The organism is Amycolatopsis sp. lyj-84, assembly GCF_046549075.1.
Lineage (GTDB): Bacteria > Actinomycetota > Actinomycetes > Mycobacteriales > Pseudonocardiaceae > Amycolatopsis.
Genome location: NZ_JAJPWO010000016.1, coordinates 131,745 through 152,308, shown reverse-complemented (window position 1 = coordinate 152,308; position 20,564 = coordinate 131,745). Strand labels below are relative to the sequence as shown.

Genomic DNA, 20,564 nt, shown 5'->3' with positions numbered 1-20,564 from the left:
GAGTACACGATGTTGAGCACGATGCAGGACGGACAGCTGTCACTGGGCAGGCTGCTCCGCCACGGCACCACGGTGCACTCCGAGAGCGAAGTCATCACCTGGACCGGTTCAGAAGCCCGTCGTGAGACCTACGGTGAGCTCGGCAAACACGCTGCCCGCCTGGCGAACGCCCTCCGGAGCCTGGGCATCACCGGCGACCAGCGCGTCGGCACCTTCATGTGGAACAACGCCGAGCACATGGCCGCTTACCTGGCGATTCCCGCCATGGGCGCGGTGCTGCACACGCTGAACATCCGGCTCTTCCCCGAGCAGCTGGTCTTCGTCGCCAACCACGCCGAGGACCAGGTCGTCATCGTCGACGGCACGCTGGTCCCGCTGCTGGCCAAGCAGCTGCCCGAGCTGAAGACCGTGCGTCACGTCATCGTGGCCAACGGCGACGCCTCCACCCTCCCGGCGCCCGACGGCGTCCAGGTCCACTCGTACAGCGAACTGCTGGCGGGCCAGCCGGACACCTTCGACTGGCCCGACGTGGACGAGCGCTCGGCCGCCGCGATGTGTTACACCTCGGGCACCACGGGTGACCCCAAGGGCGTCGCGTACTCCCACCGGTCGATCTGGCTGCACTCGATGCAGGTCACCATGACCGACAGCATGCGGCTGGCCCAGCACGACAAGGCCCTGGCGATCGTCCCGATGTTCCACGCGATGGCCTGGGGCATGCCGTACGCCGCGCTGATGGTCGGCGCCTCGCTGCTGATGCCGGACCGCTTCCTCCAGCCCGCGCCCATCGCCCAGATGCTCGACGCCGAGAAGCCGACCTTCGCCGGCGCCGTCCCGACGATCTGGCAGGGCCTGCTCTCGCACCTCGACGCGAACCCGCAGGACATCTCGCATCTGCGCGAGGTCGTCGTCGGCGGCTCGGCCGCGCCGCCGTCGCTGATGCACGCGTTCGAAGACCGCTACAACGTGCCGATCCTGCACGCCTGGGGCATGACCGAGACGTCGCCGCTGGGCAGCGTCGCGCGTCCGCCCGCCGCCGCGGCCGGCGAGAAGGCGTGGGAGTACCGCTACACGCAGGGCCGGTTCCCCGCCTCCGTCAGCGCCCGGCTGATCGGCGACAACGGCGAGGAACTGCCGTGGGACAACGAAAGTGTCGGCGAGCTCGAGGTGCAGGGCCCGTGGATCGCGGCGTCGTACTACAGCAGCACGACCGGTGACGAGCCCGACCCGGAGAAGTTCCACGACGGCTGGCTGCGCACCGGCGACGTCGGCAAGATCAGCCCGGACGGCTATCTCACGCTCACCGACCGCGCGAAGGACGTCATCAAGTCCGGCGGCGAGTGGATCTCCTCGGTGGACCTGGAAAACCAGGTGATGGCCCACCCCGCGGTGGCCGAGGCGGCCGTGGTCGGCATCCCCGACGAGAAGTGGGACGAGCGCCCGCTGGTCGCCGTCGTGGTCAAGGAGGGCCAGACCGTGACGGCCGAGGAACTGCGCGAGTTCCTGTCCGACAAGGTCGCGAAGTGGCAGCTTCCGGAGAATTGGACCTTTGTGGACGAAGTCCCCAAGACGAGTGTCGGCAAGTTCGACAAGAAGCGGCTGCGGGCGTTCCACTCCGAGGGAAAGCTCGACATCAGTCAGCTCTAACGGGTTAATCTCCCGCGCGCCTGCCCTTCCGTGAAGGCCATCTTGAGGGACGCTAGTTCCCACAAGATGGCCTTCACGGCGTTCGACGAAGGGTTCTGTTGGTGCGTAAGACAAGCAGGCGCGCGTTCCTGGCACTGGCGGGGACGACCGTGCTGTCCGCCTGCGGGTCGAACACCGTCCAATCAGGAAGCCCGCCTCCCTCGACGGCCTACTCCGCCGGGGTGACCCGGCCGAAACCGAAGCCGGTGGACCTCGCGCAGTGGTACCACCCGTATCCCGAAGCCGGTGTCCAGGAAGCCGTCACGCGCTACGCGGCCGCGTACCAGAAGTCCAAGGTCGCGGTGCAATGGAATCCCGACGACTACGAAACGAAACTGAACGCCGCGCTGCAGGCCGGGCCGGTTCCGGACGTCTTCGAAGGCCACGTCACCGTCGACCGGGTCCGGCAGAACCTCCTCGTCCCGCTCGACGACGTCATCGGGCCCGTGCGCAACGACTTCAACCAGTCCGTGCTCGCGGCGCAGACCGTCGACGGCAAGCTCTACGGCATCCCGCAGTCACTCGACACCCAGGTTCTCTTCTACCGCAAGAGTTTCCTGCAGGAGGCCGGGGTTCAGCCGCCGCAGACGCTCGACGAGCTCGTCGACGCGGCGAGGAAACTCTCCAAGGACGGCGTCAAAGGGCTGTTCGCCGGCAACGACGCGGGCGCCGCGGCACTCGCCGGGCCCCTGCTGTGGGCCGCCGGACTCGACTACCTCAAGGACGGCAAGGCCGTCGGCTTCGACGATCCCCGTGCCGCGACAGCGTTCGCGAAACTCCATGACCTCAACGGTTCGCTGCTGCTGGGCGCTTCGACGGACTGGGCCGATCCGATCCCGTTCATCGACGGGCTCGCCGCCATGCAGTGGACCTGGCTGTGGAACCTGCCGAAGATCCAGGACACCATGAAGGACGACTTCGGTGTCCTGGCCTTCCCCCGGCTCGACGCGGCGGGCGCGGCGTCCGTCCCGGTCAGCGGGTTGAGCGCGATGGTGCATTCCAAGAGCCTGAATCCCAACGCCGCCAAGGACTTCGTCAAATGGCTGTGGCTGGAGCGCACCGACTTCCAACAGGAGTTCGCCACCAGGTTCGGCTTCCACCTGCCCGCGCGGCTGAGTGTGCTCGACAAGGCCACCCCGGGGACCGACGCCGCGAAGCTGATCCGGGAGAACGGCCGCGCCGCCGGTCCACTGTGGACACCGACGGCGAACACCGCGCTCGTCGACGCGCTGGGCAAGATCGCCCGCGACGGCGCCGATCCGGTCGCCGAGACGAAGGCCGCGGTCGAAGCGGTCAAAGCCGAACTGGGTCGCCTGTCCGCGTGAGGCGGCGCGAACGGACATAAGCGACTATCAGCAGGATCGACAGGATCACCGCGCCGCCGTCGGTGACCAGGGACGGCAGCACGCCCGGCCAGCCGTGTTCGTCGATCGCGGCCCGGTGCACCTCGAACGGCACGACGTACACACCGAGCGCCTGGCCGACGTTGACCGCGAGCACCGGCCAGAACAGCCAACGCCACCGGAACCAGACGAGCAGGCCGAGCAGGTTGCCCACGATGAAGATGTTCCCCACCAGCCGCAACGCGCCGAGGTAGGCGGGCGCGTCGCCGGTCTCCACCCCTTTGAGCCGCATGCTCGCCTCGATCAGGTCCAGATCGATGACGACGTAGTTCTGCAGCGCCGTCCCGGCCACGAAAACGATCGAGCACAGCACCGTGACCAGGCGGATCTTCGGTGTCCAGAGCATCACTTCCCCCCTTCTCTATCAGCGATAGAGACAAATCTATCACTGATAGAGTCCGCGGGTGGCACGCAAAGGCTCGCTGGACCTCGCCAAGATCACCGACGCGGCCGTCGACCTGCTCGACGAAACGGGTCTCGCGGAGCTGAGCACCCGGCGCCTTGCGGCGAAGCTCGGCGTCAGCTCGCCGACGCTCTACTGGCACGTGAAGGACAAGGCCGAACTGCTGGACCTGGTCGCCGAAGCGATCTGCGCCGACGCCTTCGAGATCGACCAGGACCTGCCGTGGCACGAACAGCTCGCGAGCGGACTCCGCCAGTTCAGGGCTTTGCTGCTGCGCCACCGGGACGCGGCCGCGCTGCTGCGGGAACGGCCGCCGACCGGGCCGCATCGGCTGGGCCATATCGAGACGACCGCGCGGATCCTGTTGGAGGCGGGCTTCTCCGAGGAGGACACGGCGGGGATTTCGCGGCTGCTCACGGCACACGTGCTCGCCTCGGTGGAAACCCTCCCCGCGCGGAAGCCGGACGAAGGGTTCCTCGAACGACTCGCGGCTTATCCCCACGTGAGCAGGCTCGGCCCGGCTTTCGCCCGCCAAAGCGGGGAGGACGTCTTCGACTTGGGTGTCGAGGTCATTCTCGACGGGCTCGAAGCCCGGCTCTAGTCGCCGGAGGTTCAAGGCGTGAGGGGCCGAGGTAAGGGGTGAGGGCCGGGGGCGGTACAGGTGGTCGTGAGTGGCGATTCGTGTTCTAACCCGAATCGCCACTCACGACCACCCCGACCCACTCGGCACCGGCACCCTGATCGCCATCCCGGGTGTCGGTGCCGGACTCGAAGCCCGGCGCTAGTCGCCGGAGACGCCCCAGATCGCCAGCTCGACGGCGACGTCGTCTTCGTAGAGCAGCGCGCAGTTCGCGCTCCAGCGCGGGCGGCGTTCGTACGGCAGCTGCCCCGCCTTGTCGAGTTCGTCGAAGCCGGCGACCGACGGCTCCTCGGTCCCGAAGGCGGTGAGGAGTTCGGCGTCGGTCAAGGGCCGGATCGTGCCGAAGTCGTCCTCGCCGGTGGCGCTGATGAACTCGTGCACGTCGAGCACCGAATGGGTCCCGGACTCCTGGACGCTCTCGATTTCGTACAGCTCCTCGACCGAATCCGGGCGGCCGAGTTCGTCCTCTTCCCAGAGATAGTCGCCCTCCGCGAAGACGCGCGCCTTCATCGCGTCCAGCGCCGCTTCCGGATCTCCCTCGAACCGGCCGCGGACAGACCATGCCGAAGCACCCACCGGGGCCACCTCCTCACCAGCCGAGCGACCAGCTTAACCACCATGGCGACGAAAGCATTCGGCCGAACGTGACAAATCTTCGCATTACCCTTTTCTGGCGTTCACCCCACGGCTAACGTCGTCCGGCATCGTCCTTCCGCGACACCCACCCGCGACGAGTAGGGGCACCGCCATGTCCGACATCTCCAGGCGAACCTTCACCGCGGCGGGCGCCGCCGGCGTCGGCCTGCTGCTGTGCACCCCGACCGCCAACGCGCTCGACCGGGCGCTGGCGCGCACGACGACTCGCGCGACGCGCACCGCGGGCACCACGCTGGAATCCGCCGCGGCTCCGCTGAAGAGCGGTCCGGGCTACACGCGGCTGACGGCGGGTCCCGGCTGGCCGCTCGTCGTCCGGGGCGACCTCGCCGCGCCGAAGTCCGGCCGCGACGACCGGCGCCGCGCGATGGCGTCGTTCGCGCAGTTCACCGATCTGCACTTCACCGACGCCGAGAGCCCGGCGCGGTTCGAATACCTGCACCCGTTCATCGGCTCGGCGCACCGGCCGCAGGAGACGCTCGGCCCGGTCGCGACGACGGCGCTGGTGGAGCGGGTGAACAGCCTGAAGACGGGCCCGTTCACCGGGCGGGCGATCGATTTCATGGTCACCACCGGCGACAACACCGACAACCACGAGCTGATCGAGCTCGAGTGGTTCCTCAAGGTGCTCAACGGCGGGACGGTGAACCCGACGTCCGGCGACCCGAACGCGCACGAAGGCGTCCAGACGTCCGGGTCCTCGCACTACTGGAACCCCGGCAAGACGCTGGACGACGCCTACACGAAGAAGGGCTTCCCGCAGCTGCCCGGCCTGCTCGGCGCGGCTTCGAACACCTTCACCTCACCCGGTCTCGACATCCCGTGGTTCTGCACCTTCGGCAACCACGACGACAGCATCGTCGGCACGCTGCCGGATCTGCCGGGGATGGACGCCTGGTACACCGGCCGCTTCAAGGTGATCGGCAAGGACGAGACGACGTCGCGGAAACTCGCCAAGGCGATCGGCTCCGGCTCGGGCGTCCCGATCACGGAGCTGTTCGGCGGCTCGGGCACGATCCGCGAGATCACCCCGGACGCGCGGCGGCGGCCGTTCAGCACCGCGGAGTTCGTGCGGCACCACCTCGACACCGCCAACACCGGCCCCGGCCCGGTCGGCCACGGGTTCAGCGGCAACAACGCCGACGGGCGCAACGTGTACTACACCTTCCGCATCGCGCCGGGCGTCGTCGGCATCAGCCTCGACACCACGACGATGGCCGGGCTCGCGGACGGGTCGATCGGGCTCGGACAGTTCACCTGGGTGGAGAACACGCTCAAGCGCAACAGCTCGGTGTACCACGACTTCTTCGGCCGCAAGGTCACGCAGAACGTGACGGACGAGCTGTTCATCCTGTTCAGCCACCACACCAGCGACACGATGGGCAACGTGCTCCCGGACGCGCGGCATCCGCTGGAGCTGCGGCTCAACGGCGACACGTTCGTCTCGCTGCTGAACCGGTTCCCGAACGTGCTGGCGTGGGTCAACGGCCACACGCACCACAACAAGATCACCCCGCACCCCGGCAAAACGGCGAAGCAGGGCTTCTGGGAGATCAACACCGCTTCGCACATCGACTTCCCGCAGCACGCGCGGATCATCGAGGTCGCCGACAACGCCGACGGCACGCTGTCGCTGTTCACGACACTGATCGAAGCCGAAGCGCCGTATGAGGCGGACTACTCGGACACCTCGACGCAAGCGCTTGCGTCGCTGTACCGAGAGTTCTCGTACAACGACATCCACGCTTCGCTGGGCGCCGTCGGGACGGCTCAGGACCAGAACACCGAACTCCTGCTGCCGAACCCCCTCGCCTGACACGCGGGGCCGGTCGCGAAAGTGACACAGACTCGGGCCGTCTTGCAGACAACTGTTTACATACCTCGCGCGACCGGCGAAAATCCCTTCCCTACTGGGTGGACCCGAGGGATGGAGCCGCGATGCGGATACGAGGGCTGGTCACGCTGCTGACGATCGCGACAATGTCCGCGGTGACGGCACAGACGGTGGAGGCGAGCCCGGCCAAGCCGGACGACGAGTCGATCGACTATCACGAATGGTCCGGTCAGCGCGGTTTCCGTGACGGCAGGCTGGAGGGGCTCGACCTCCACCACGGCGAACTGCGCATCGATCGCCCGATCGGCACCATCGAGCACACCGAACCCGCGCTCGGCACCACGAAGACCTACGAATACGGCCAGTGGACGTCGAAGAGCCACAAGCACGGCTTCGACGCCTCCCAGCTGGTCGCCTCGTGGAACGCGAAGACACCGGCCAAGACCTGGATCAAGATCGAGGCGAAGGGCCGCACCTCGTCGGGCACCGAGACGGCCTGGTACGTCATGGGCCGGTGGGCCAGCGGGGACGCCGACATCAAGCGCACCAGCGTCGACGGCCAGAGCGACGCCAACGCCGCTGTCGACGTCGACACGCTGGTCATGAAGGCGGGCGTCGCGCTCCGGTCGTATCAACTGCGGATCAGCCTCTACCGCGAGGCCGGTTCCCGCGCCACGCCGTCGGTGACCTCGCTCGGCGCGATGACGTCGCTGGTCCCGGACCGGTTCGAGGTCCGGGCGACGAAACCGGGCCGCGCCACCGGCATCGAGCTCAAGGTGCCCGCCTACGCCCAGAATCTCCACAAAGGACAGTTTCCCGAGTACGGCGGTGGCGGCGAGAGCTGGTGCAGCCCGACGTCCACCGAAATGGTCGCCGAGTACTGGGGCAAACGGCCCAAGCGCGAGGACATGACGTGGATCCCGAGGGGTTACGTGGATCCGACCGTCGCGTACGCCGCCCGCTACACCTTCGATCACGCTTACGACGGAACCGGCAACTGGCCGTTCAACACCGCGTACGCCGCTTCACTCGGACTGCGTGGGCACATCACCCGTTTGCACTCCTTGAACGAACTCGAAAGCTACATCGCGCGCGGCATTCCGGTGATCACTTCACAATCGTTCAAGGCCGAGGAACTCGACGGCGCGGGCTACGGCACCGCCGGGCACATCATGGTCGTCGTCGGTTTCACGAAGGACGGCGACGTGATCGCGAACGATCCGGCCGCCAACAGCAACGACCGGGTCCGAAATGTCTACAAGCGACACCAATTCGAGACGATCTGGCAGCGCACCAAGCGGTACAACACCACGGGCGGGGTCTCGGGCGCTCCGGGAGGCGTCGCCTACATCATCACGCCGCGCTAGCGCGCACTGAAACGATTCCGCGCGCGCAGCGCATCCCTTGAGGGTGGCGGCGGGGGCATGGATGGACGACACCGCACCCGTGCGGATGTCGCGATCCGAGTTGGTTCCGTGGCAAGCTGCCTAGAGAACTCACTCGGAGGTAAGCATGCCGTACGAGGTCCAGGGCGTCGTTTCCCGAGCCAAAGGTGAACCGGTCTCACTGGAGTCCGTGACGGTGCCCGATCCCGGGCCCGGTGAGGCCGTCGTCGCGGTCAAGGCGTGCGGCGTCTGCCACACCGACCTGCACTACCGCGAGGGCGGGATCAACGACGAGTTCCCGTTCCTGCTCGGCCACGAGGCCGCGGGATTCGTGGAGGCCGTCGGTGACGGCGTCACGGATCTCGAACCGGGTGACTACGTGATCCTGAACTGGCGCGCGGTCTGCGGCACCTGCCGCGCCTGCCGCCGGGGCAAGCCCTGGTACTGCTTCTCCACGTTCAACGCCGCTCGACCGATGACACTGGCCGACGGCACCGCCCTGTCGCCCGCACTCGGCGTCGGGGCGTTCCTCGAGAAGACACTCGTCCACAGTGGACAATGCACGAAGGTCGACCCCGCCGCCGAACCCGCGGTCGCCGGGCTCCTCGGCTGCGGGGTGATGGCCGGTCTCGGCGCGGCGCTGAACACCGGGGCGGTGGCCCGCGGCGATTCCGTCGCGGTCATCGGCTGCGGAGGGGTCGGCGACGCGGCGATCGCCGGGGCGAACCTGGCCGGCGCGAAGACCATCATCGCCGTCGACACCGACGACCGGAAACTGGACTGGGCCAAGGGCTTCGGCGCGACGCACACACTGAACAGCAAGGGACTGAGCGAAGACCAGGTCGTCGAAGCCATCCAGGAGTTCACCGATTCGTTCGGCGCGGACGTCGTGATCGACGCGGTCGGCAGGCCGGAAACGTGGCGTCAGGCTTTCTACGGCCGCGATCTGGCGGGCACGGTCGTGCTCGTCGGCGTTCCGACCCCGGACATGCGGCTGGACCTGCCGCTGATCGACTTCTTCTCGCGCGGTGGCTCGCTCAAGTCGTCGTGGTACGGCGATTGCCTGCCCTCACGCGATTTCCCGATGCTGATCGACCTCTATCTGCAGGGCAGGCTCCCGCTCGACAAGTTCGTCACCGAGCGGATCGCCCTGGACGGCGTCGAGCAGGCCTTCGAGCGCATGCACCACGGGGACGTCCTCCGTAGTGTGGTGACGTGGTGAAACTCTTCGCCGACGCCGATTTCCCCGCCGACCCGTATCCGGGGGCGCGGCCGGGTCACTCGTTCGTCCACTTCGACGGCGCCGGGCACAGCCTCGACACCGCGCCGGAGGGCTGGCGCGAACGCCAGGCCGTCCTCGCCTACGGGTCGAACGCGTGCCCGTCCAAGATCACCTGGCTGCGGAAGAACATGGGCCTGGAGGGCCCCGTCGTCGTCTGCCACGCGCGCTGCACCGACCTCGCCGCGGTGTGGGCGTCCGGCCTGCGGTTCCGGGACGGGCAGCGGCCGGCCACGCTCGCCGCCGCCCCGGGCGTCGTCGAGGAGCACTCAGTCTGGTTCGCTTCCCCCGATCAGCTCGCCGTGCTCGACCGCTGCGAGGGCAACGGCCAGCGCTACCGGCTGGTGCGGCTGACCGCCCCGGCCATCACCCTCGACGACGGCACCGTGCTCGACGACGTGGTCGCCTATGTCGGCGCCGCCGACATCCGCCTGCCGATCCTGGTGGACGGCAGGCACATCCGCGTCGCCGACCTCGAACAGCGCCGGGCCGCGGCGCTGGAAGGGATCCCCGCCGAGACGCACGGCCTGGACTGCACGCTGATCGACACCGGGGCGCTGGTCAAAGAAGCTTCCCGGGATTGAGGATCCCCGCCGGGTCGACGGCCTTCTTCGCCGCCCGCAGCACCTCGACGCCGATGTCACCGATTTCCGGCGCCAGATAGCGCGCGTGGTCGACGCCGACGGCGTGGTGGTGCGAGATGGTGCCGATCCCGGTGATCGCCTCCGAAGCCGCGGCCTTCGCCCGCTGCCACTGGCCGATCGGATCGGCCTCGTCGCGGGCGGTGAGCACGGTGAAGTACAGCGACGCGCCCGTTTCGTAGGCGTGCGAGACGTGGCACATGATGATCGCCCGGCCGAGCGTGGCGGTGAGCGCGGCACGGACGGCGTCGCGCAGGTCGCTCAGTTCCGCCCAGTACGCGGCCGTCTCCAGGGTTTCGACGCAGACACCCTTGTCCATCAGGGCGTCACGCTGCCGGGGCCCGGAAAAGCGGCCGCGGCGCCAGGATTCGCCGAGGGCCGTGCCGATGCGGACGGCGCCGAACGGCTCCAGCACCCGGGTGGTGTCCTGACGGCGCCGGGCCACCTCGCGTTTCGACGCGCCTTCCCAGCCGACGATCAGCAGGCAGGGATGAGCGATCCCCCGCGCCTTGAGATACCGGCGCAGCGCCTTGGTCTTCCAGCTGTCGTTGAGTGCCAGCGAAACTTCGCTTTCGTCCACATCGGACAGTCGGGTGACGTCCGCGAGCACGTGCCGCTGGGCGAGTTCGCGGACCGCCGCGGTGCCGTTCTCCCAGCCGTCGAGGACGTAACCCTCGTAACGGCGCACCTCCGGCACGGGACGGACGCGGAGGGCGACCTCGGTGATCACGCCGAGCGCGCCTTCGCTGCCGATGGCGAGGTGCCGCAGGTCGGGTCCGGCCGCCGACGCCGGCGCGACGCCGAGCTTCCATTCGCCACGCGGGGTCGCGAGCCGGACACCCGAAACCATGTCCTCGAACCGGCCGTAACCCGACGAGGCCTGCCCGGCGGACCGGGTCGCGGCGTATCCGCCGATGGTGGCGCGCTCGTAGGACTGGGGCACGTGCCCGAGAGTGAAGCCGTGCGCGGCGAGCAGCCGATCGGCCTCCGGCCCGGTGACCCCGGCCTGCAGGACCGCGATCCGGGACACCGGGTCGACGGAGACCAGCTCGCCGAGCCTGGTGAGATCGAGCGCGATCACCGCGCTCTTGTCCCCGCGCAGCGCCGAAACCCCGCCGACCACGGACGTCCCGCCGCCGAACGGGACGACGCCGACGTCGTGCCGTGCGCAGATTTCCAGTACCGCCTGGACTTCGCCGGGATTCTCCGGCAGGACGACGGCGTCCGGCACCGGAAAATCACCGAACCCCCGGCGCCGCAGCAGGTCCAGATAGGACAAACCGCTCGCCCGCGCGAGCCGCTCCCCCGGTGCCACCAGGACGTTCTCCGCGCCGACGAGTTCCTCGAGGTCACGTTTCGGCTGTTCGCCGAGCGCCGAATCGGGAACGGGAAGCGCCGAATCGGGCGCGAAAGGCGCCGCCGAACCCAGCGGACCGATACGCTGGACGAGCCACCGCAACGCCTTCGCCGGAAGGTGGGCCGCGTCACCGGATTCCGGTGTCCAGGACCGTCTTAACCGGTGGTCAATAAGCTCCGTCACGACTACAGTGTTACATATGGACGTACAACGTCACTCACCTGCGGAAACAGGCGTCTCGGCGCTGGCGGACACCCGATCCCGCCAGGCCTCGACACGCGTGTCCGACGACGTTCTGCTCGACGCGGCGAAGAAGTGCGTGCTCGCCGTCGGCGTGAGGCGGACCACGCTCGCGGAGATCGCGCGCACCGCGAAGGTCAGCCGGATGACCGTCTACCGCCGCTTCCCGGACGTGCGCAGCGTGCTCGCCACCCTCATGACCCGCGAGTTCGGCGGCCTGCTGCAAGGCGCCGCGGAACCGGAGAACGAACCGGCCCACTTCCGCGAGCGGCTCGTGCGGAGCTCGACCACCGCCGTCACCGCGCTGTCGGGTGACCCGCTTTTCCGCACCCTGCTGGACCTCGACCCCGAACTCGTCCTGCCCTACATCGTCGAGCGGCTCGGGAAGACCCAGCGGTTCGCCGAAGGCGTGATCCTGCACCTGCTGCGGTCGGGCCAGGAGGACGGCTCGATCCGCAAGGGCGACCTGCCTTCGCAGGCGCGCACCCTGTTGATGCTCATCCAGTCCTTCGCGTTCTCCTTCCGTCCCGCGACGGCGGATGTGAACGAAGACGACCTGATGGCGGAGTTCGCCCAGGTGCTCGACGCGGCGCTGCGGCCATGACGCCGGGCTCGCTCAACGCTTTGCGACGCGAGCGGGAACTCGCGGCGCTCGACGGCGGTGAGCGGGTCGATCTGGCGGTCGTCGGCGGCGGGGTCACCGGCGCCGGGATCGCGCTGGACGCGGCCGCGCGCGGACTCTCGGTGGCCCTGATCGAGGCGTACGACCTGGCGTACGGGACTTCGCGCTGGTCCAGCAAGCTGGTCCACGGCGGGCTCCGCTACCTCGCCAAGGGCGACCTGGCGCTGGCGCACGAGAGCGCCGTCGAACGCGGGATCCTCATGACGCGCACCGCGCCGCATCTCACCAGGGCGATCCCGCAGCTGTTCCCCATGTACCGCAAGACCTCCCGCGGCCAGCAGGCGTTCATCATGACCGGCCTCGTCGCCGGTGACGGCCTCCGCCGCGCGGCGGGCACCCCGGCGTCGGTACTGCCGCGGCCGAGGTCGATCCCGGCCGCGGAGGCGCTCGCGCTCGCCCCCGGCCTGTCTCCCCAAGGCCTGCGCGGCGCGCTGCTGGCCTACGACGGCGCGCTGACCGACGACGCCCGGCTCGTGGTGAACCTCGCGCGGACGGCGGCGTCACGCGGCGCGAAGATCCTGACGAGGGTCGAGGCGCTCCGGCTCGCCGCGGATTCGGTACTGGCCAGGGACCGGCTCACCGGACAGGAAGTGGAGATCCGCGCCGGTCAGGTGATCAACGCGACGGGCGTCTGGGCGGGCGAACTGGCGGAGTCGGTGCGGCTGCGGCCGTCCCGCGGCTCGCACCTGATCCTGGCTCCGGGGTCGGCGCCGATCGGCGCGACGTCGGTCAACGTGCCCGTCCCCGGCGAGAACAACCGGTTCGTCTTCCTGCTGCCGCAACCCGACGGCCGCGTGTTCGTCGGGGTCACCGACGAGCCGACCGACGGCCCGGTCCCGCGCGTGCCGTCCGTGCCGGAGTCCGATGTGGACTTCCTGTTGGAGGTGGCGTCGACGGCGTTCACCCGGCCGCTGACCCGCGCCGACGTCGACGGCTCGTTCGCCGGGCTGCGGCCCCTGGTCGAAGGCGGCGGCGGGCGCAGCGCGGATCTCTCGCGCAAGCACGCGGTGGTGACCGGCGCCGACGGCGTGCTCACCGTCGTCGGCGGCAAGCTGACGACGTACCGGAAGATGGCCGAGGACGCCGTCGACGCCGCCTTGAAGCGGTCCGGGCTCCGCGCCGGGCCGTCGACCACGTCCCGGCTTCCCCTGCTCGGCGCGACCCCGCGGCATCGGCTGTCCACTGTGGACGCACCCGCCCGGCTGGTCGCGAAGTACGGCACCGAGGCGCCCCGGATCGCGGCGCTCGGCGAGGTCGATCCGGAACTGGGCCTTCCCCTGTTCGCGGGCACCGAGATCAGCGCGGCCGAGGTCGTGTGGGCTGTGCGGCACGAAGGCGCGCTCGACGTCGAGGACGTCCTGGAGCGCCGCACGCGGCTCGGCCTGGTCGCTTCGGAGGCCGAAGCGGCCCGTCCCCGCGTCCAGGAGCTTGTCGACAAGTCGCTCGCCGGACTCGTCTGACACCGCGTTTAGTCCGCTAAATGCGGTGAGAAGCGCCCGCCGGAACCCGTCCCCGGATGTCGCGAAAGCCACTTTCGGGACACCAGACGTCGCGAAAGTGGCTTTCGCGACACGCTCGGCTCTCGGCATCTCCCAAGGTCCGTGAAGGCCTCCTTGCCTACCCTGAAGGTAACGAAGGGGACCTTCTCTACCTGTCCGACGCTTGGCGCACCGGTGTGCGTCGCTGCCCGACAGCGCATTTAGTCCGCTAAATGCGGCGAGAAGCTCCCCAAACTTGACGAGTCGTTGGGTTTTTGCAACAGTATGTTCCATGAGCCCGGTCAGACGCGGCAAAGAGCTGCCGATCTACAACCGGCTTCCGGTGCTCCGGGCGGAGCGCGGACTGAGCAGGGCCGCCCTCGCGACGGCGGTCGAGGTCAATCCGCAGACCATCGGCGCGCTCGAACGGGGGGACCACTACCCGAGCCTGGACCTGGCGTTTCGCATCTGCGCGGTGTTCGACCTCCCGGTCGAGGCCGTGTTCAGCCGCGAACCGTTCACGCCACTGTCCACTCAGGTCTACCGGGAGGGGGGAACATGAGCGAGAAGCGGGGACGCCTGGCGGCGTACTGGGAACGCCAGCTCGAACGGCTGGAGGAAGTGGAGCGCAAGCGGGCACTGCGGCTGCCGGGCTGGCGCACGCGGAAGCGGCGGAGGACGTTGAGCGTGCTCGTGGTGGCGGGTGACCTGCTCCTGATCTCCGGCGCCGTCTTCTTCAAGACAGCGCCCGACCTGGTCTTCCTCGTGGGCTGGTTCGGCGGTTCCTTACTCGCCGGCGGTGCCCACTACCTGCTGCGGATCCTCACCGGCAAGATGAGCGGCGGGTTCTCGACCCGGCTCGACGAGCGTGAGCGGGAATGGCGCCATCGCGCCACCTTCGTCAGCTATCAGGTGCTGGTCGCGCTCATGGTCGTCGCCGTGTTCTACGCCCTGATCGTCTCCGGCACCGAAGACGGCGGCGGACGCGGCGCGATGATGGGTGCCGCACTGCTGGTCACCGGCACCACGCTGGCCGCCGTCATCCTCGGCTGGTCGCTGCCGGACGACGATCCCGAGGATTTCCAGGACTTCGAAGAGGTGAGCCCCCGGTGACCGTGACCCGGACCAGGTCGGACCGCCGTCGCCTCGCCGTCGCGGCCGTGATCGGCCATCTCGTCGTGATCGTCGGGGCGGCCCTGCTCCGCGAGCCGACGCTGTGGTTCGCTGTCGGCCTGATGGGGCCCGGACTGTGTCTCTGCGTCGGCACCGCGGCGGTGCTGCGCAAGGCCGTCGGCAGACCCGGGTCCGCGGCGAGCGATCTCGACGAACGTGAACTGCACTTGCGCGGAAGGGCGCACTACAGCGCCTTCCAGGGGATCTGCCTGCTGATGGTGGTGGATCTCGGATATGGGCTTTACGCGGCCGGCGGACCGGATTCCGGTTCCCTGCTGGCCGCGATGACAGCGGCGTTACTCGTCTTCGGGACGTCGCTGCCGGCACTTTGGCTCGCGTGGAAACTGCCGGACGACGATCCCGAAGACTACACCGACTTCGAGGGGGTGACTCCGGCGTGACCGGGGACAAGAAGCGCTACAAGGTGTCCATCGGGATGGTCGCCGTCGTGCTGGTGGCCGGTGGGGTCCTCGCCGGGGCGGGGCGGGCGATCCTGGTGTACCGGGCCACTTCGGTGGTGAGCAACGTCAAGCTGGACGGACTGATCCAGCGAAACCGCACGGTCTCCGGCGTCCACCGGGGTTTCACGGCGCTGGTGCGGTATTTCGAGGAGGGGAAGTGGAAATGAGCGAGGGGAAGCTGGAGATCGACCGGATCTCCAAGAGTTACGGCACGAAGGTCGCGCTGGACGAGGTGAGCTTCGAGGTCCAGCCCGGTGAGCTGTTCGGGTTCGTCGGCAGCAACGGGGCGGGCAAGACCACCACGATGCGGATCGTCCTCGGCGTGCTGGCGGCCGACGGCGGCGAGGTGCGGCTCGGCGGCGCGCCGATCACGCACGAGACCCGCACGCATATCGGGTACATGCCGGAGGAACGCGGGCTGTACCCGAAGATGAAGGTGCTGGAGCAGCTGGTCTACCTCGCGGAACTGCACGGGATGTCGGCCAACGACGCCCACCGCAGCGCCGAGAACTGGATCTCCCGGCTGGGGCTGACCGAACGCCGCAAGGACGAGGTCCAGAAACTGAGCCTCGGCAACCAGCAGCGGGTGCAGCTCGCGGCCGCGCTGGTGCACGATCCGACGGTGCTGGTGCTGGACGAGCCGTTCTCCGGCCTCGACCCGCTGGCCGTGGACGTGATGAGCGGGGTGCTGCGCGAGAAGGCCGCGACCGGGGTGCCGGTGGTGTTCTCCAGCCACCAGCTCGATCTGGTCGAACGGCTCTGCGACCGGGTCGGCATCATCCGAAGTGGACGGATGGTCGCCTCCGGCACCGTCGCAGAACTGACCGCGGACGCGGGCAACGGCCTCGTCGTCACCGCGCCCCACTCCTCGCCCGGCTGGGCTTCGGCCGTTCCCGGTGTCCGGTCGGCCGAGCAGAACGGCCCGACGACGATCCTCGAACTCGAAGCCCACGCCGACGATCAGGCCGTGCTCGCCGCAGCACTGGCCACCGGTCCGGTCACCGAATTCAGCAAACGCAGGCGTTCGCTGACCGAGCTGTTCCGCGACGCCGTCGCCGAGAAGCCGGCCGCACAAGGAGTTTCCGCATGAACACCGTCTCACCCTGGCGCGCTGTCTGGCTCATCGCCAAACGTGAGCTGAACACGCGGCTGCGCACCCGGTCCTTCGTGATCGGCACCGCCGTGCTGCTGGTCATGCTGATGGGCTATGTCCTGCTGCAGTCCACACTGATCAGCAACGAGGACAAGAGCAAGATCGGGCTCACCGGCCAGACCGCCGGGATCGCGCAGCAGCTCCAGACCGCGGGCGCGGCGGTCGGCGAGAAGATCGAGACCGTCACCGTCGCCGATCCGGCGGAGGGCCGGTCGCAGGTCGAGAACGGCGATCTCGACGCGCTGCTGTCCGGCAACGCCACCGAGCTGAAGGTGCTCGTCAAGTCCGAATTGGACAACAAGCTGCGTGCCCTGCTGACCGGCGTCTCACAGCAGGAAGTGCTCAACGGCAAGCTTTCCGAAGCCGTGGAGAACCCGGAGCAGGTGATGCGCACGGTCACCGACACCCAGGTCGAGGTCGACTCGATCAAGCCGCCGGATCCGGAGAAGGCCCAGCGGATGGTGATCGGGCTGATTGTGGCGGTGTTGCTGTACATGAGCATCGTGACCTACGGGACGCTGGTCGCCCAGGGCGTGGTCGAAGAGAAGTCCAGCCGGGTCGTGGAGATCCTGCTGTCCACCGTCCGGCCATGGCATCTGTTGCTGGGCAAGGTGATCGGGCTCGGCCTGGTCGGCCTGACGCAGCTGGTGATCATCGGCGGCGCCGGGTTGATAGTCGCGTCGGCGACCAACGTGCTGACGCTGTCCGGGGTCGCGACGAGCGCGCTGCTGTGGGGCGTGGTGTGGTACCTGCTCGGGTTCCTGTTGTACGCCATCCTTTACGGCGCGATGGGTTCGCTGGTCTCCCGACAGGAGGACACCCAGTCGGTGATCGGCCCGGTCAACATCGTGCTGATCCTGGGTTTCGTCGTCGGGTTCAACCTGCTGGCACAGTCGCCGGAAGGCACGGGCACGAAGATCCTTTCCCTGGTGCCGCTACTGTCGCCGGTGCTGATGCCCGCCCGGATCGCGGCCGGGACCGTCGAGGTGTGGGAGATCGCGCTGTCGCTCGGGTTGACCGTGGGCGCCATCGCCCTGTTCACCTGGCTGGGCGCGCGGATCTACCAGAACAGCGTCCTGCGGGTCGGCAGCCGGATCAAGCTGACCGACGCCCTGAAGGGCTGAACCGCTTCGCGCGTGAAGGCCCCCTTCCCTCGGCTGACCGAGGGAAGGGGGCCTTCACTGCGTTCAGGTGCCTTTGATGGCGCCGTAGCGCTCCAGGGCGACTTGGCGTTCGTGGGCGTGGTCGACCATGGGCGCGGGGTAGCCCTTGACGTCCTTCGGTTTGTGCACGGCTTTCCCTTGCACGGAGCGGAGTTCAGGGACGTAGCGGCGGACGTACTCGCCGGACGGGTCGAACTTCTCGCCCTGCGTGGTCGGGTTGAAGATCCGGAAGTACGGCGCGGCGTCGGTGCCGCTGCCCGCGACCCACTGCCAGTTCAGCTGGTTCGACGCGAGATCGCCGTCGACCAGGTGCCGCATGAAGTACCGCGCGCCGAGCCACCACGGCAGATGCAGGTCCTTGACCAGGAAACTCGCCACGATCATCCGGACGCGGTTGTGCATCCAGCCCTCGGCGAGCAGCTGCCGCATCCCGGCGTCGACGACCGGGAATCCGGTGCGTCCTTCACACCACCGTTTGAAAGCCTCGTCGTCGCTCTCGTGTTCCATGGCGTCGAAGCGGGAATCGTAATTCTTCCGCGCCGTTTCGGGGCGATGGAACAGGACGTCGGCGTGGAACTCGCGCCACGCGAACTCGCCGCGCAACGACTGCGCGCCGGACCCCTCGTTCCCGGCGAGGTCCGCCAGCAAGGTACGAGGGTGAACACAACCCCACCGCAGATACGGCGAAATTTTGGTCGTCCCGGGGCGATCCGGACGGTCGCGGTCTTCGTCGTAGGTCTCGAGGCCGTCGTCCAGGAACTCGTGCCAGCGCTCCAGCGCCGCCTTCTCGCCGGGCTCCGGCAGCTCCATTCCCTTGAGCGAAGGGGATTTCGGGAGCTTGACCGAACGCGGCGGCTCCACCCAGTCCACCATGTCCTTCCCGGTGTCCGCGGGGCGCGGCCAGCCGTGGCGCACCCACGCGCGGTAGAATGGGGTGAACACGCGATAGGGGTCGCCGTCCGGCTTGGTGACCCGGCCGGGCGTGATCGCGTACGAGGATCCCGTCTCGGTCCACGCGATGTCGTGCTCCGCCAAGGCTTTCTTGACCTCGTCGTCGCGGCGGCGGCCGTACGGCCCGGTGTCCGCGCTGACGTGCACGGCCGAGGCACCGATCTCGCGGGCCGCCTTGACGACCTCCTTGACCGGGTCGCCCTTGACGAGCATGAGCCGCCCGCCGAGCTGGTCGTCCAGCGCCTCGAGACAGCCGTGCAGGAACGCGACGCGCGGGGCGCCGGAAGGTTTGAGGAGCGCGTCGTCGAGGACGTACAGCGCGAGAACGTGCTTGCTGTGCTTCGAGGCTTCCAGCAGGGCGGCGTGGTCGCCTAGGCGGAGGTCGCGGCGGAACCACAGCACTACGGGGGCTTCTCTGGTCACCCGGGAAACCCTAAGCGGTGCCGCCGGGGTGTGCAGTCCCGGATGCTATGAAAGGCCCGTTACTTGCAAAATTTGCAAGTAACGGGCCTTTCATAGCGCTTGACGGAGCCGGGATCAGCGCTCCGAGATCGGCGTATAGTCACGCTCCGCGGAGCCGGTGTAGATCTGCCGCGGGCGGCCGATCTTGGTGGCCGGGTCCTGGATCATCTCGCGCCAGTGCGCGATCCAGCCCGGCAGGCGGCCGAGCGCGAACAGCACGGTGAAGTACTTAGTCGGGAAGCCGAGCGCCCGGTAGATCAGGCCGGTGTAGAAGTCGACGTTCGGGTACAGCTTCCGCTCGATGAAGTAGTCGTCCGAGAGCGCGGTCTCTTCCAGCTTCTTCGCGATGTCGAGCAGCTCGTCGCCGCCCTTGAGCTTGGAGAGGATCTCGTCCGCGGTGTTCTTGATGATCTTCGCGCGCGGGTCGTAGTTCTTGTAGACCCGGTGCCCGAAGCCCATCAGGCGGACACCCTTTTCCTTGTTCTTCACGCGGGTGACGAAGTTCGCGACGTCGCCGCCCTCGGCCTGGATGCCCTCGAGCATGTCCAGCACCGCGCTGTTGGCGCCACCGTGCAGCGGGCCGAAGAGCGCGTTGATGCCCGCCGAGATCGAGGCGAACAGGTTCGCCTCGGAGGAGCCGACGAGGCGCACGGTCGAGGTGGAGCAGTTCTGCTCGTGGTCGGCGTGCAGGATGAACAGCAGGTCGAGCGCCTTGGCGACGTCCGGGTCGACCTCGTAGGGTTCGGCCGGGAAGCCGAAGGTCATCCGCAGGAAGTTCTCGACCAGGCCGAGCGAGTTGTCCGGGTACAGCAGCGGCTGCCCGACGGACTTCTTGTACGCGTACGCGGCCAGGGTCGGGACCTTGGCCAGCAGGCGGATGGTGGACAGCTCCACGTTCGGTTCGTCGAACGGGTTGAGCGAGTCCTGGTAGAAGGTCGACAGCGCCGATACCGCGCTGGAGAGCACCGGCATCGGGTGCGCGTCGCGCGGGAAGCCGCTGAAGAAGGCCTTGAGGTCTTCGTGCAGCAGGGTGTGGCGCTGGATCTTCTCGGTGAACTCCGCCAGCTGCGTCTGGGTCGGCAGCTCGCCGTAGATGAGCAGGTAAGAGACCTCGATGAAGGTCGACTTCCCGGCCAGCTGCTCGATCGGGTAGCCGCGGTAGCGCAGGATGCCGGCGTCACCGTCGATGTAGGTGATGGCCGAAGACGCGGCACCGGTGTTCACGAACCCCGGGTCGTGGGTGATGTACCCGGTCGTCGCCAGCAGCTTCCCCAGCTCGATCCCAGGCGCACCCTCGACCGGGTGGATCACCTTGAACTCGTGCTCGCCATTGGGCAGGCGCAGCGTCGCGGTCTCGCCGGACTGCCCCGCAGCCGTCGTCGCGTCGGACATGTAAGTCCCTCTCACGTTCAGCACGGGCCGGCGGCGCCTGTAGGTTCCACAGGTACGCCCTCTTTCACGCGCGTGACCCATGGCCTCGCTGCACACCGCCCCGCTGGGGTATGAATTCCCCACCACG

The 20,564-nt window shown here is 68.4% G+C and carries 20 protein-coding genes; 15 read left to right on the top strand and 5 right to left on the bottom strand.

Going from position 1 to position 20,564, the window contains the following annotated elements:
- The first annotated feature begins 9 nt into the window (after nt 1-9).
- Nucleotides 10-1,647 (top strand): long-chain fatty acid--CoA ligase, encoded by a 1,638-nt coding sequence (locus tag ACLJRM_RS36810; RefSeq protein ID WP_410665696.1) that lies wholly within the window; start codon nt 10-12, stop codon nt 1,645-1,647.
- 101 nt (nt 1,648-1,748) lie between these two features.
- Nucleotides 1,749-3,011, top strand: coding sequence for an ABC transporter substrate-binding protein (locus ACLJRM_RS36805; RefSeq protein ID WP_410665695.1), 1,263 nt, complete (start codon nt 1,749-1,751; stop codon nt 3,009-3,011).
- Here the strand turns inward: ACLJRM_RS36805 and ACLJRM_RS36800 are convergent.
- Nucleotides 2,980-3,435 (bottom strand): hypothetical protein, encoded by a 456-nt coding sequence (locus ACLJRM_RS36800; protein ID WP_410665694.1) that lies wholly within the window; start codon nt 3,433-3,435, stop codon nt 2,980-2,982. The two genes, ACLJRM_RS36805 and ACLJRM_RS36800, sit on opposite strands and share 32 nt — an antisense overlap.
- Nucleotides 3,436-3,493: 58 nt before the next feature.
- Between ACLJRM_RS36800 and ACLJRM_RS36795 the strand changes: the two genes are divergently transcribed.
- Nucleotides 3,494-4,093: a TetR/AcrR family transcriptional regulator C-terminal domain-containing protein gene (locus tag ACLJRM_RS36795; RefSeq protein ID WP_410665693.1), complete on the top strand. Its 600-nt coding sequence runs from the start codon at nt 3,494-3,496 to the stop codon at nt 4,091-4,093.
- Between the two features lie 180 nt (nt 4,094-4,273).
- Here the strand turns inward: ACLJRM_RS36795 and ACLJRM_RS36790 are convergent, their stop codons facing one another.
- Nucleotides 4,274-4,708 carry a hypothetical protein gene (locus ACLJRM_RS36790; RefSeq protein WP_410665692.1) on the bottom strand — a complete coding sequence of 145 codons (435 nt, stop codon included), beginning with the start codon at nt 4,706-4,708 and terminating at the stop codon, nt 4,274-4,276.
- 172 nt (nt 4,709-4,880) lie between these two features.
- On the opposite strand from ACLJRM_RS36790, the gene ACLJRM_RS36785 reads away from it, so the two are divergent.
- The 4 genes from ACLJRM_RS36785 (at nt 4,881) to ACLJRM_RS36770 (ending at nt 9,868) form a co-directional block, all read left to right on the top strand.
- Nucleotides 4,881-6,602: a TIGR03767 family metallophosphoesterase gene (locus ACLJRM_RS36785; protein WP_410665691.1), complete on the top strand. Its 1,722-nt coding sequence runs from the start codon at nt 4,881-4,883 to the stop codon at nt 6,600-6,602.
- A 122-nt stretch (nt 6,603-6,724) separates the two neighbouring features.
- A complete protein-coding gene (locus tag ACLJRM_RS36780; protein WP_410665690.1) occupies nt 6,725-7,987 on the top strand; it encodes a peptidase C39 family protein in 1,263 nt (420 codons plus the stop codon).
- A 145-nt stretch (nt 7,988-8,132) separates the two neighbouring features.
- Complete coding sequence (locus tag ACLJRM_RS36775) at nt 8,133-9,227, top strand: S-(hydroxymethyl)mycothiol dehydrogenase (protein WP_101610785.1); 1,095 nt, start codon at nt 8,133-8,135, stop codon at nt 9,225-9,227.
- Complete coding sequence (locus tag ACLJRM_RS36770; protein ID WP_101610786.1) at nt 9,221-9,868, top strand: gamma-glutamylcyclotransferase family protein; 648 nt, start codon at nt 9,221-9,223, stop codon at nt 9,866-9,868. The genes ACLJRM_RS36775 and ACLJRM_RS36770 overlap by 7 nt, the downstream gene beginning before the upstream one ends.
- Here the strand turns inward: ACLJRM_RS36770 and ACLJRM_RS36765 are convergent.
- Entirely contained in the window at nt 9,846-11,465 is a 1,620-nt protein-coding gene (locus ACLJRM_RS36765) for an FAD-binding oxidoreductase (protein WP_410665689.1), read from the bottom strand. The genes ACLJRM_RS36770 and ACLJRM_RS36765 overlap by 23 nt on opposite strands.
- A 97-nt stretch (nt 11,466-11,562) precedes the next feature.
- Here ACLJRM_RS36765 and ACLJRM_RS36760 point away from each other — a divergent pair, with 97 nt between their 5' ends.
- The 8 genes from ACLJRM_RS36760 to ACLJRM_RS36725 all read left to right on the top strand — a co-directional run bounded on the left by ACLJRM_RS36760 (nt 11,563) and on the right by ACLJRM_RS36725 (nt 17,593).
- The gene (locus ACLJRM_RS36760; RefSeq protein ID WP_101610787.1) at nt 11,563-12,126 is read left to right on the top strand and encodes a TetR/AcrR family transcriptional regulator; all 564 of its coding nucleotides are present in this window, start codon (nt 11,563-11,565) and stop codon (nt 12,124-12,126) included.
- Nucleotides 12,123-13,664, top strand: a complete 1,542-nt coding sequence (locus ACLJRM_RS36755) for a glycerol-3-phosphate dehydrogenase/oxidase (protein WP_410600251.1) — start codon at nt 12,123-12,125, stop codon at nt 13,662-13,664. The genes ACLJRM_RS36760 and ACLJRM_RS36755 overlap by 4 nt, the downstream gene beginning before the upstream one ends.
- Before the next feature lie 310 nt (nt 13,665-13,974).
- Nucleotides 13,975-14,244 carry a helix-turn-helix transcriptional regulator gene (locus tag ACLJRM_RS36750; RefSeq protein ID WP_005155992.1) on the top strand — a complete coding sequence of 90 codons (270 nt, stop codon included), beginning with the start codon at nt 13,975-13,977 and terminating at the stop codon, nt 14,242-14,244.
- Complete coding sequence (locus tag ACLJRM_RS36745) at nt 14,241-14,795, top strand: hypothetical protein (protein WP_410665688.1); 555 nt, start codon at nt 14,241-14,243, stop codon at nt 14,793-14,795. The genes ACLJRM_RS36750 and ACLJRM_RS36745 overlap by 4 nt, the downstream gene beginning before the upstream one ends.
- Nucleotides 14,792-15,256 carry a hypothetical protein gene (locus ACLJRM_RS36740; RefSeq protein WP_410665687.1) on the top strand — a complete coding sequence of 155 codons (465 nt, stop codon included), beginning with the start codon at nt 14,792-14,794 and terminating at the stop codon, nt 15,254-15,256. Before ACLJRM_RS36745 ends, ACLJRM_RS36740 begins: the two co-directional genes overlap by 4 nt.
- The gene (locus tag ACLJRM_RS36735) at nt 15,253-15,483 is read left to right on the top strand and encodes a hypothetical protein (protein WP_101610791.1); all 231 of its coding nucleotides are present in this window, start codon (nt 15,253-15,255) and stop codon (nt 15,481-15,483) included. The genes ACLJRM_RS36740 and ACLJRM_RS36735 overlap by 4 nt, the downstream gene beginning before the upstream one ends.
- On the top strand, nt 15,480-16,406 hold the full coding sequence (locus ACLJRM_RS36730) for an ABC transporter ATP-binding protein (RefSeq protein ID WP_101610792.1): 927 nt from the start codon (nt 15,480-15,482) through the stop codon (nt 16,404-16,406). Before ACLJRM_RS36735 ends, ACLJRM_RS36730 begins: the two co-directional genes overlap by 4 nt.
- Complete coding sequence (locus tag ACLJRM_RS36725; RefSeq protein ID WP_101610793.1) at nt 16,403-17,593, top strand: ABC transporter permease; 1,191 nt, start codon at nt 16,403-16,405, stop codon at nt 17,591-17,593. The genes ACLJRM_RS36730 and ACLJRM_RS36725 overlap by 4 nt, the downstream gene beginning before the upstream one ends.
- Before the next feature lie 63 nt (nt 17,594-17,656).
- Here the strand turns inward: ACLJRM_RS36725 and ACLJRM_RS36720 are convergent, their stop codons facing one another.
- Nucleotides 17,657-19,006 (bottom strand): cryptochrome/photolyase family protein, encoded by a 1,350-nt coding sequence (locus ACLJRM_RS36720; RefSeq protein WP_410665686.1) that lies wholly within the window; start codon nt 19,004-19,006, stop codon nt 17,657-17,659.
- Nucleotides 19,007-19,120: 114 nt separating this feature from the next.
- Nucleotides 19,121-20,437, bottom strand: a complete 1,317-nt coding sequence (locus ACLJRM_RS36715; protein ID WP_101610795.1) for a citrate synthase — start codon at nt 20,435-20,437, stop codon at nt 19,121-19,123.
- Nucleotides 20,438-20,564 lie beyond the last annotated feature (127 nt).

Excerpts from the sequence above, each read along its gene's own strand:
- ACLJRM_RS36730 (WP_101610792.1), top strand. The coding sequence starts at position 15,480 with ATGAGCGAGGGGAAGCTGGAGATCGACCGGATCTCCAAGAGTTACGGC.
- ACLJRM_RS36785 (WP_410665691.1), top strand. The coding sequence starts at position 4,881 with ATGTCCGACATCTCCAGGCGAACCTTCACCGCGGCGGGCGCCGCCGGC.
- ACLJRM_RS36755 (WP_410600251.1), top strand. The coding sequence starts at position 12,123 with ATGACGCCGGGCTCGCTCAACGCTTTGCGACGCGAGCGGGAACTCGCG.
- ACLJRM_RS36800 (WP_410665694.1), bottom strand. The coding sequence starts at position 3,435 with ATGCTCTGGACACCGAAGATCCGCCTGGTCACGGTGCTGTGCTCGATC.
- ACLJRM_RS36780 (WP_410665690.1), top strand. The coding sequence starts at position 6,725 with ATGCGGATACGAGGGCTGGTCACGCTGCTGACGATCGCGACAATGTCC.
- ACLJRM_RS36750 (WP_005155992.1), top strand. The coding sequence starts at position 13,975 with ATGAGCCCGGTCAGACGCGGCAAAGAGCTGCCGATCTACAACCGGCTT.
- ACLJRM_RS36775 (WP_101610785.1), top strand. The coding sequence starts at position 8,133 with ATGCCGTACGAGGTCCAGGGCGTCGTTTCCCGAGCCAAAGGTGAACCG.
- ACLJRM_RS36725 (WP_101610793.1), top strand. The coding sequence starts at position 16,403 with ATGAACACCGTCTCACCCTGGCGCGCTGTCTGGCTCATCGCCAAACGT.
- ACLJRM_RS36810 (WP_410665696.1), top strand. The coding sequence starts at position 10 with ATGTTGAGCACGATGCAGGACGGACAGCTGTCACTGGGCAGGCTGCTC.
- ACLJRM_RS36715 (WP_101610795.1), bottom strand. The coding sequence starts at position 20,437 with ATGTCCGACGCGACGACGGCTGCGGGGCAGTCCGGCGAGACCGCGACG.
- ACLJRM_RS36745 (WP_410665688.1), top strand. The coding sequence starts at position 14,241 with ATGAGCGAGAAGCGGGGACGCCTGGCGGCGTACTGGGAACGCCAGCTC.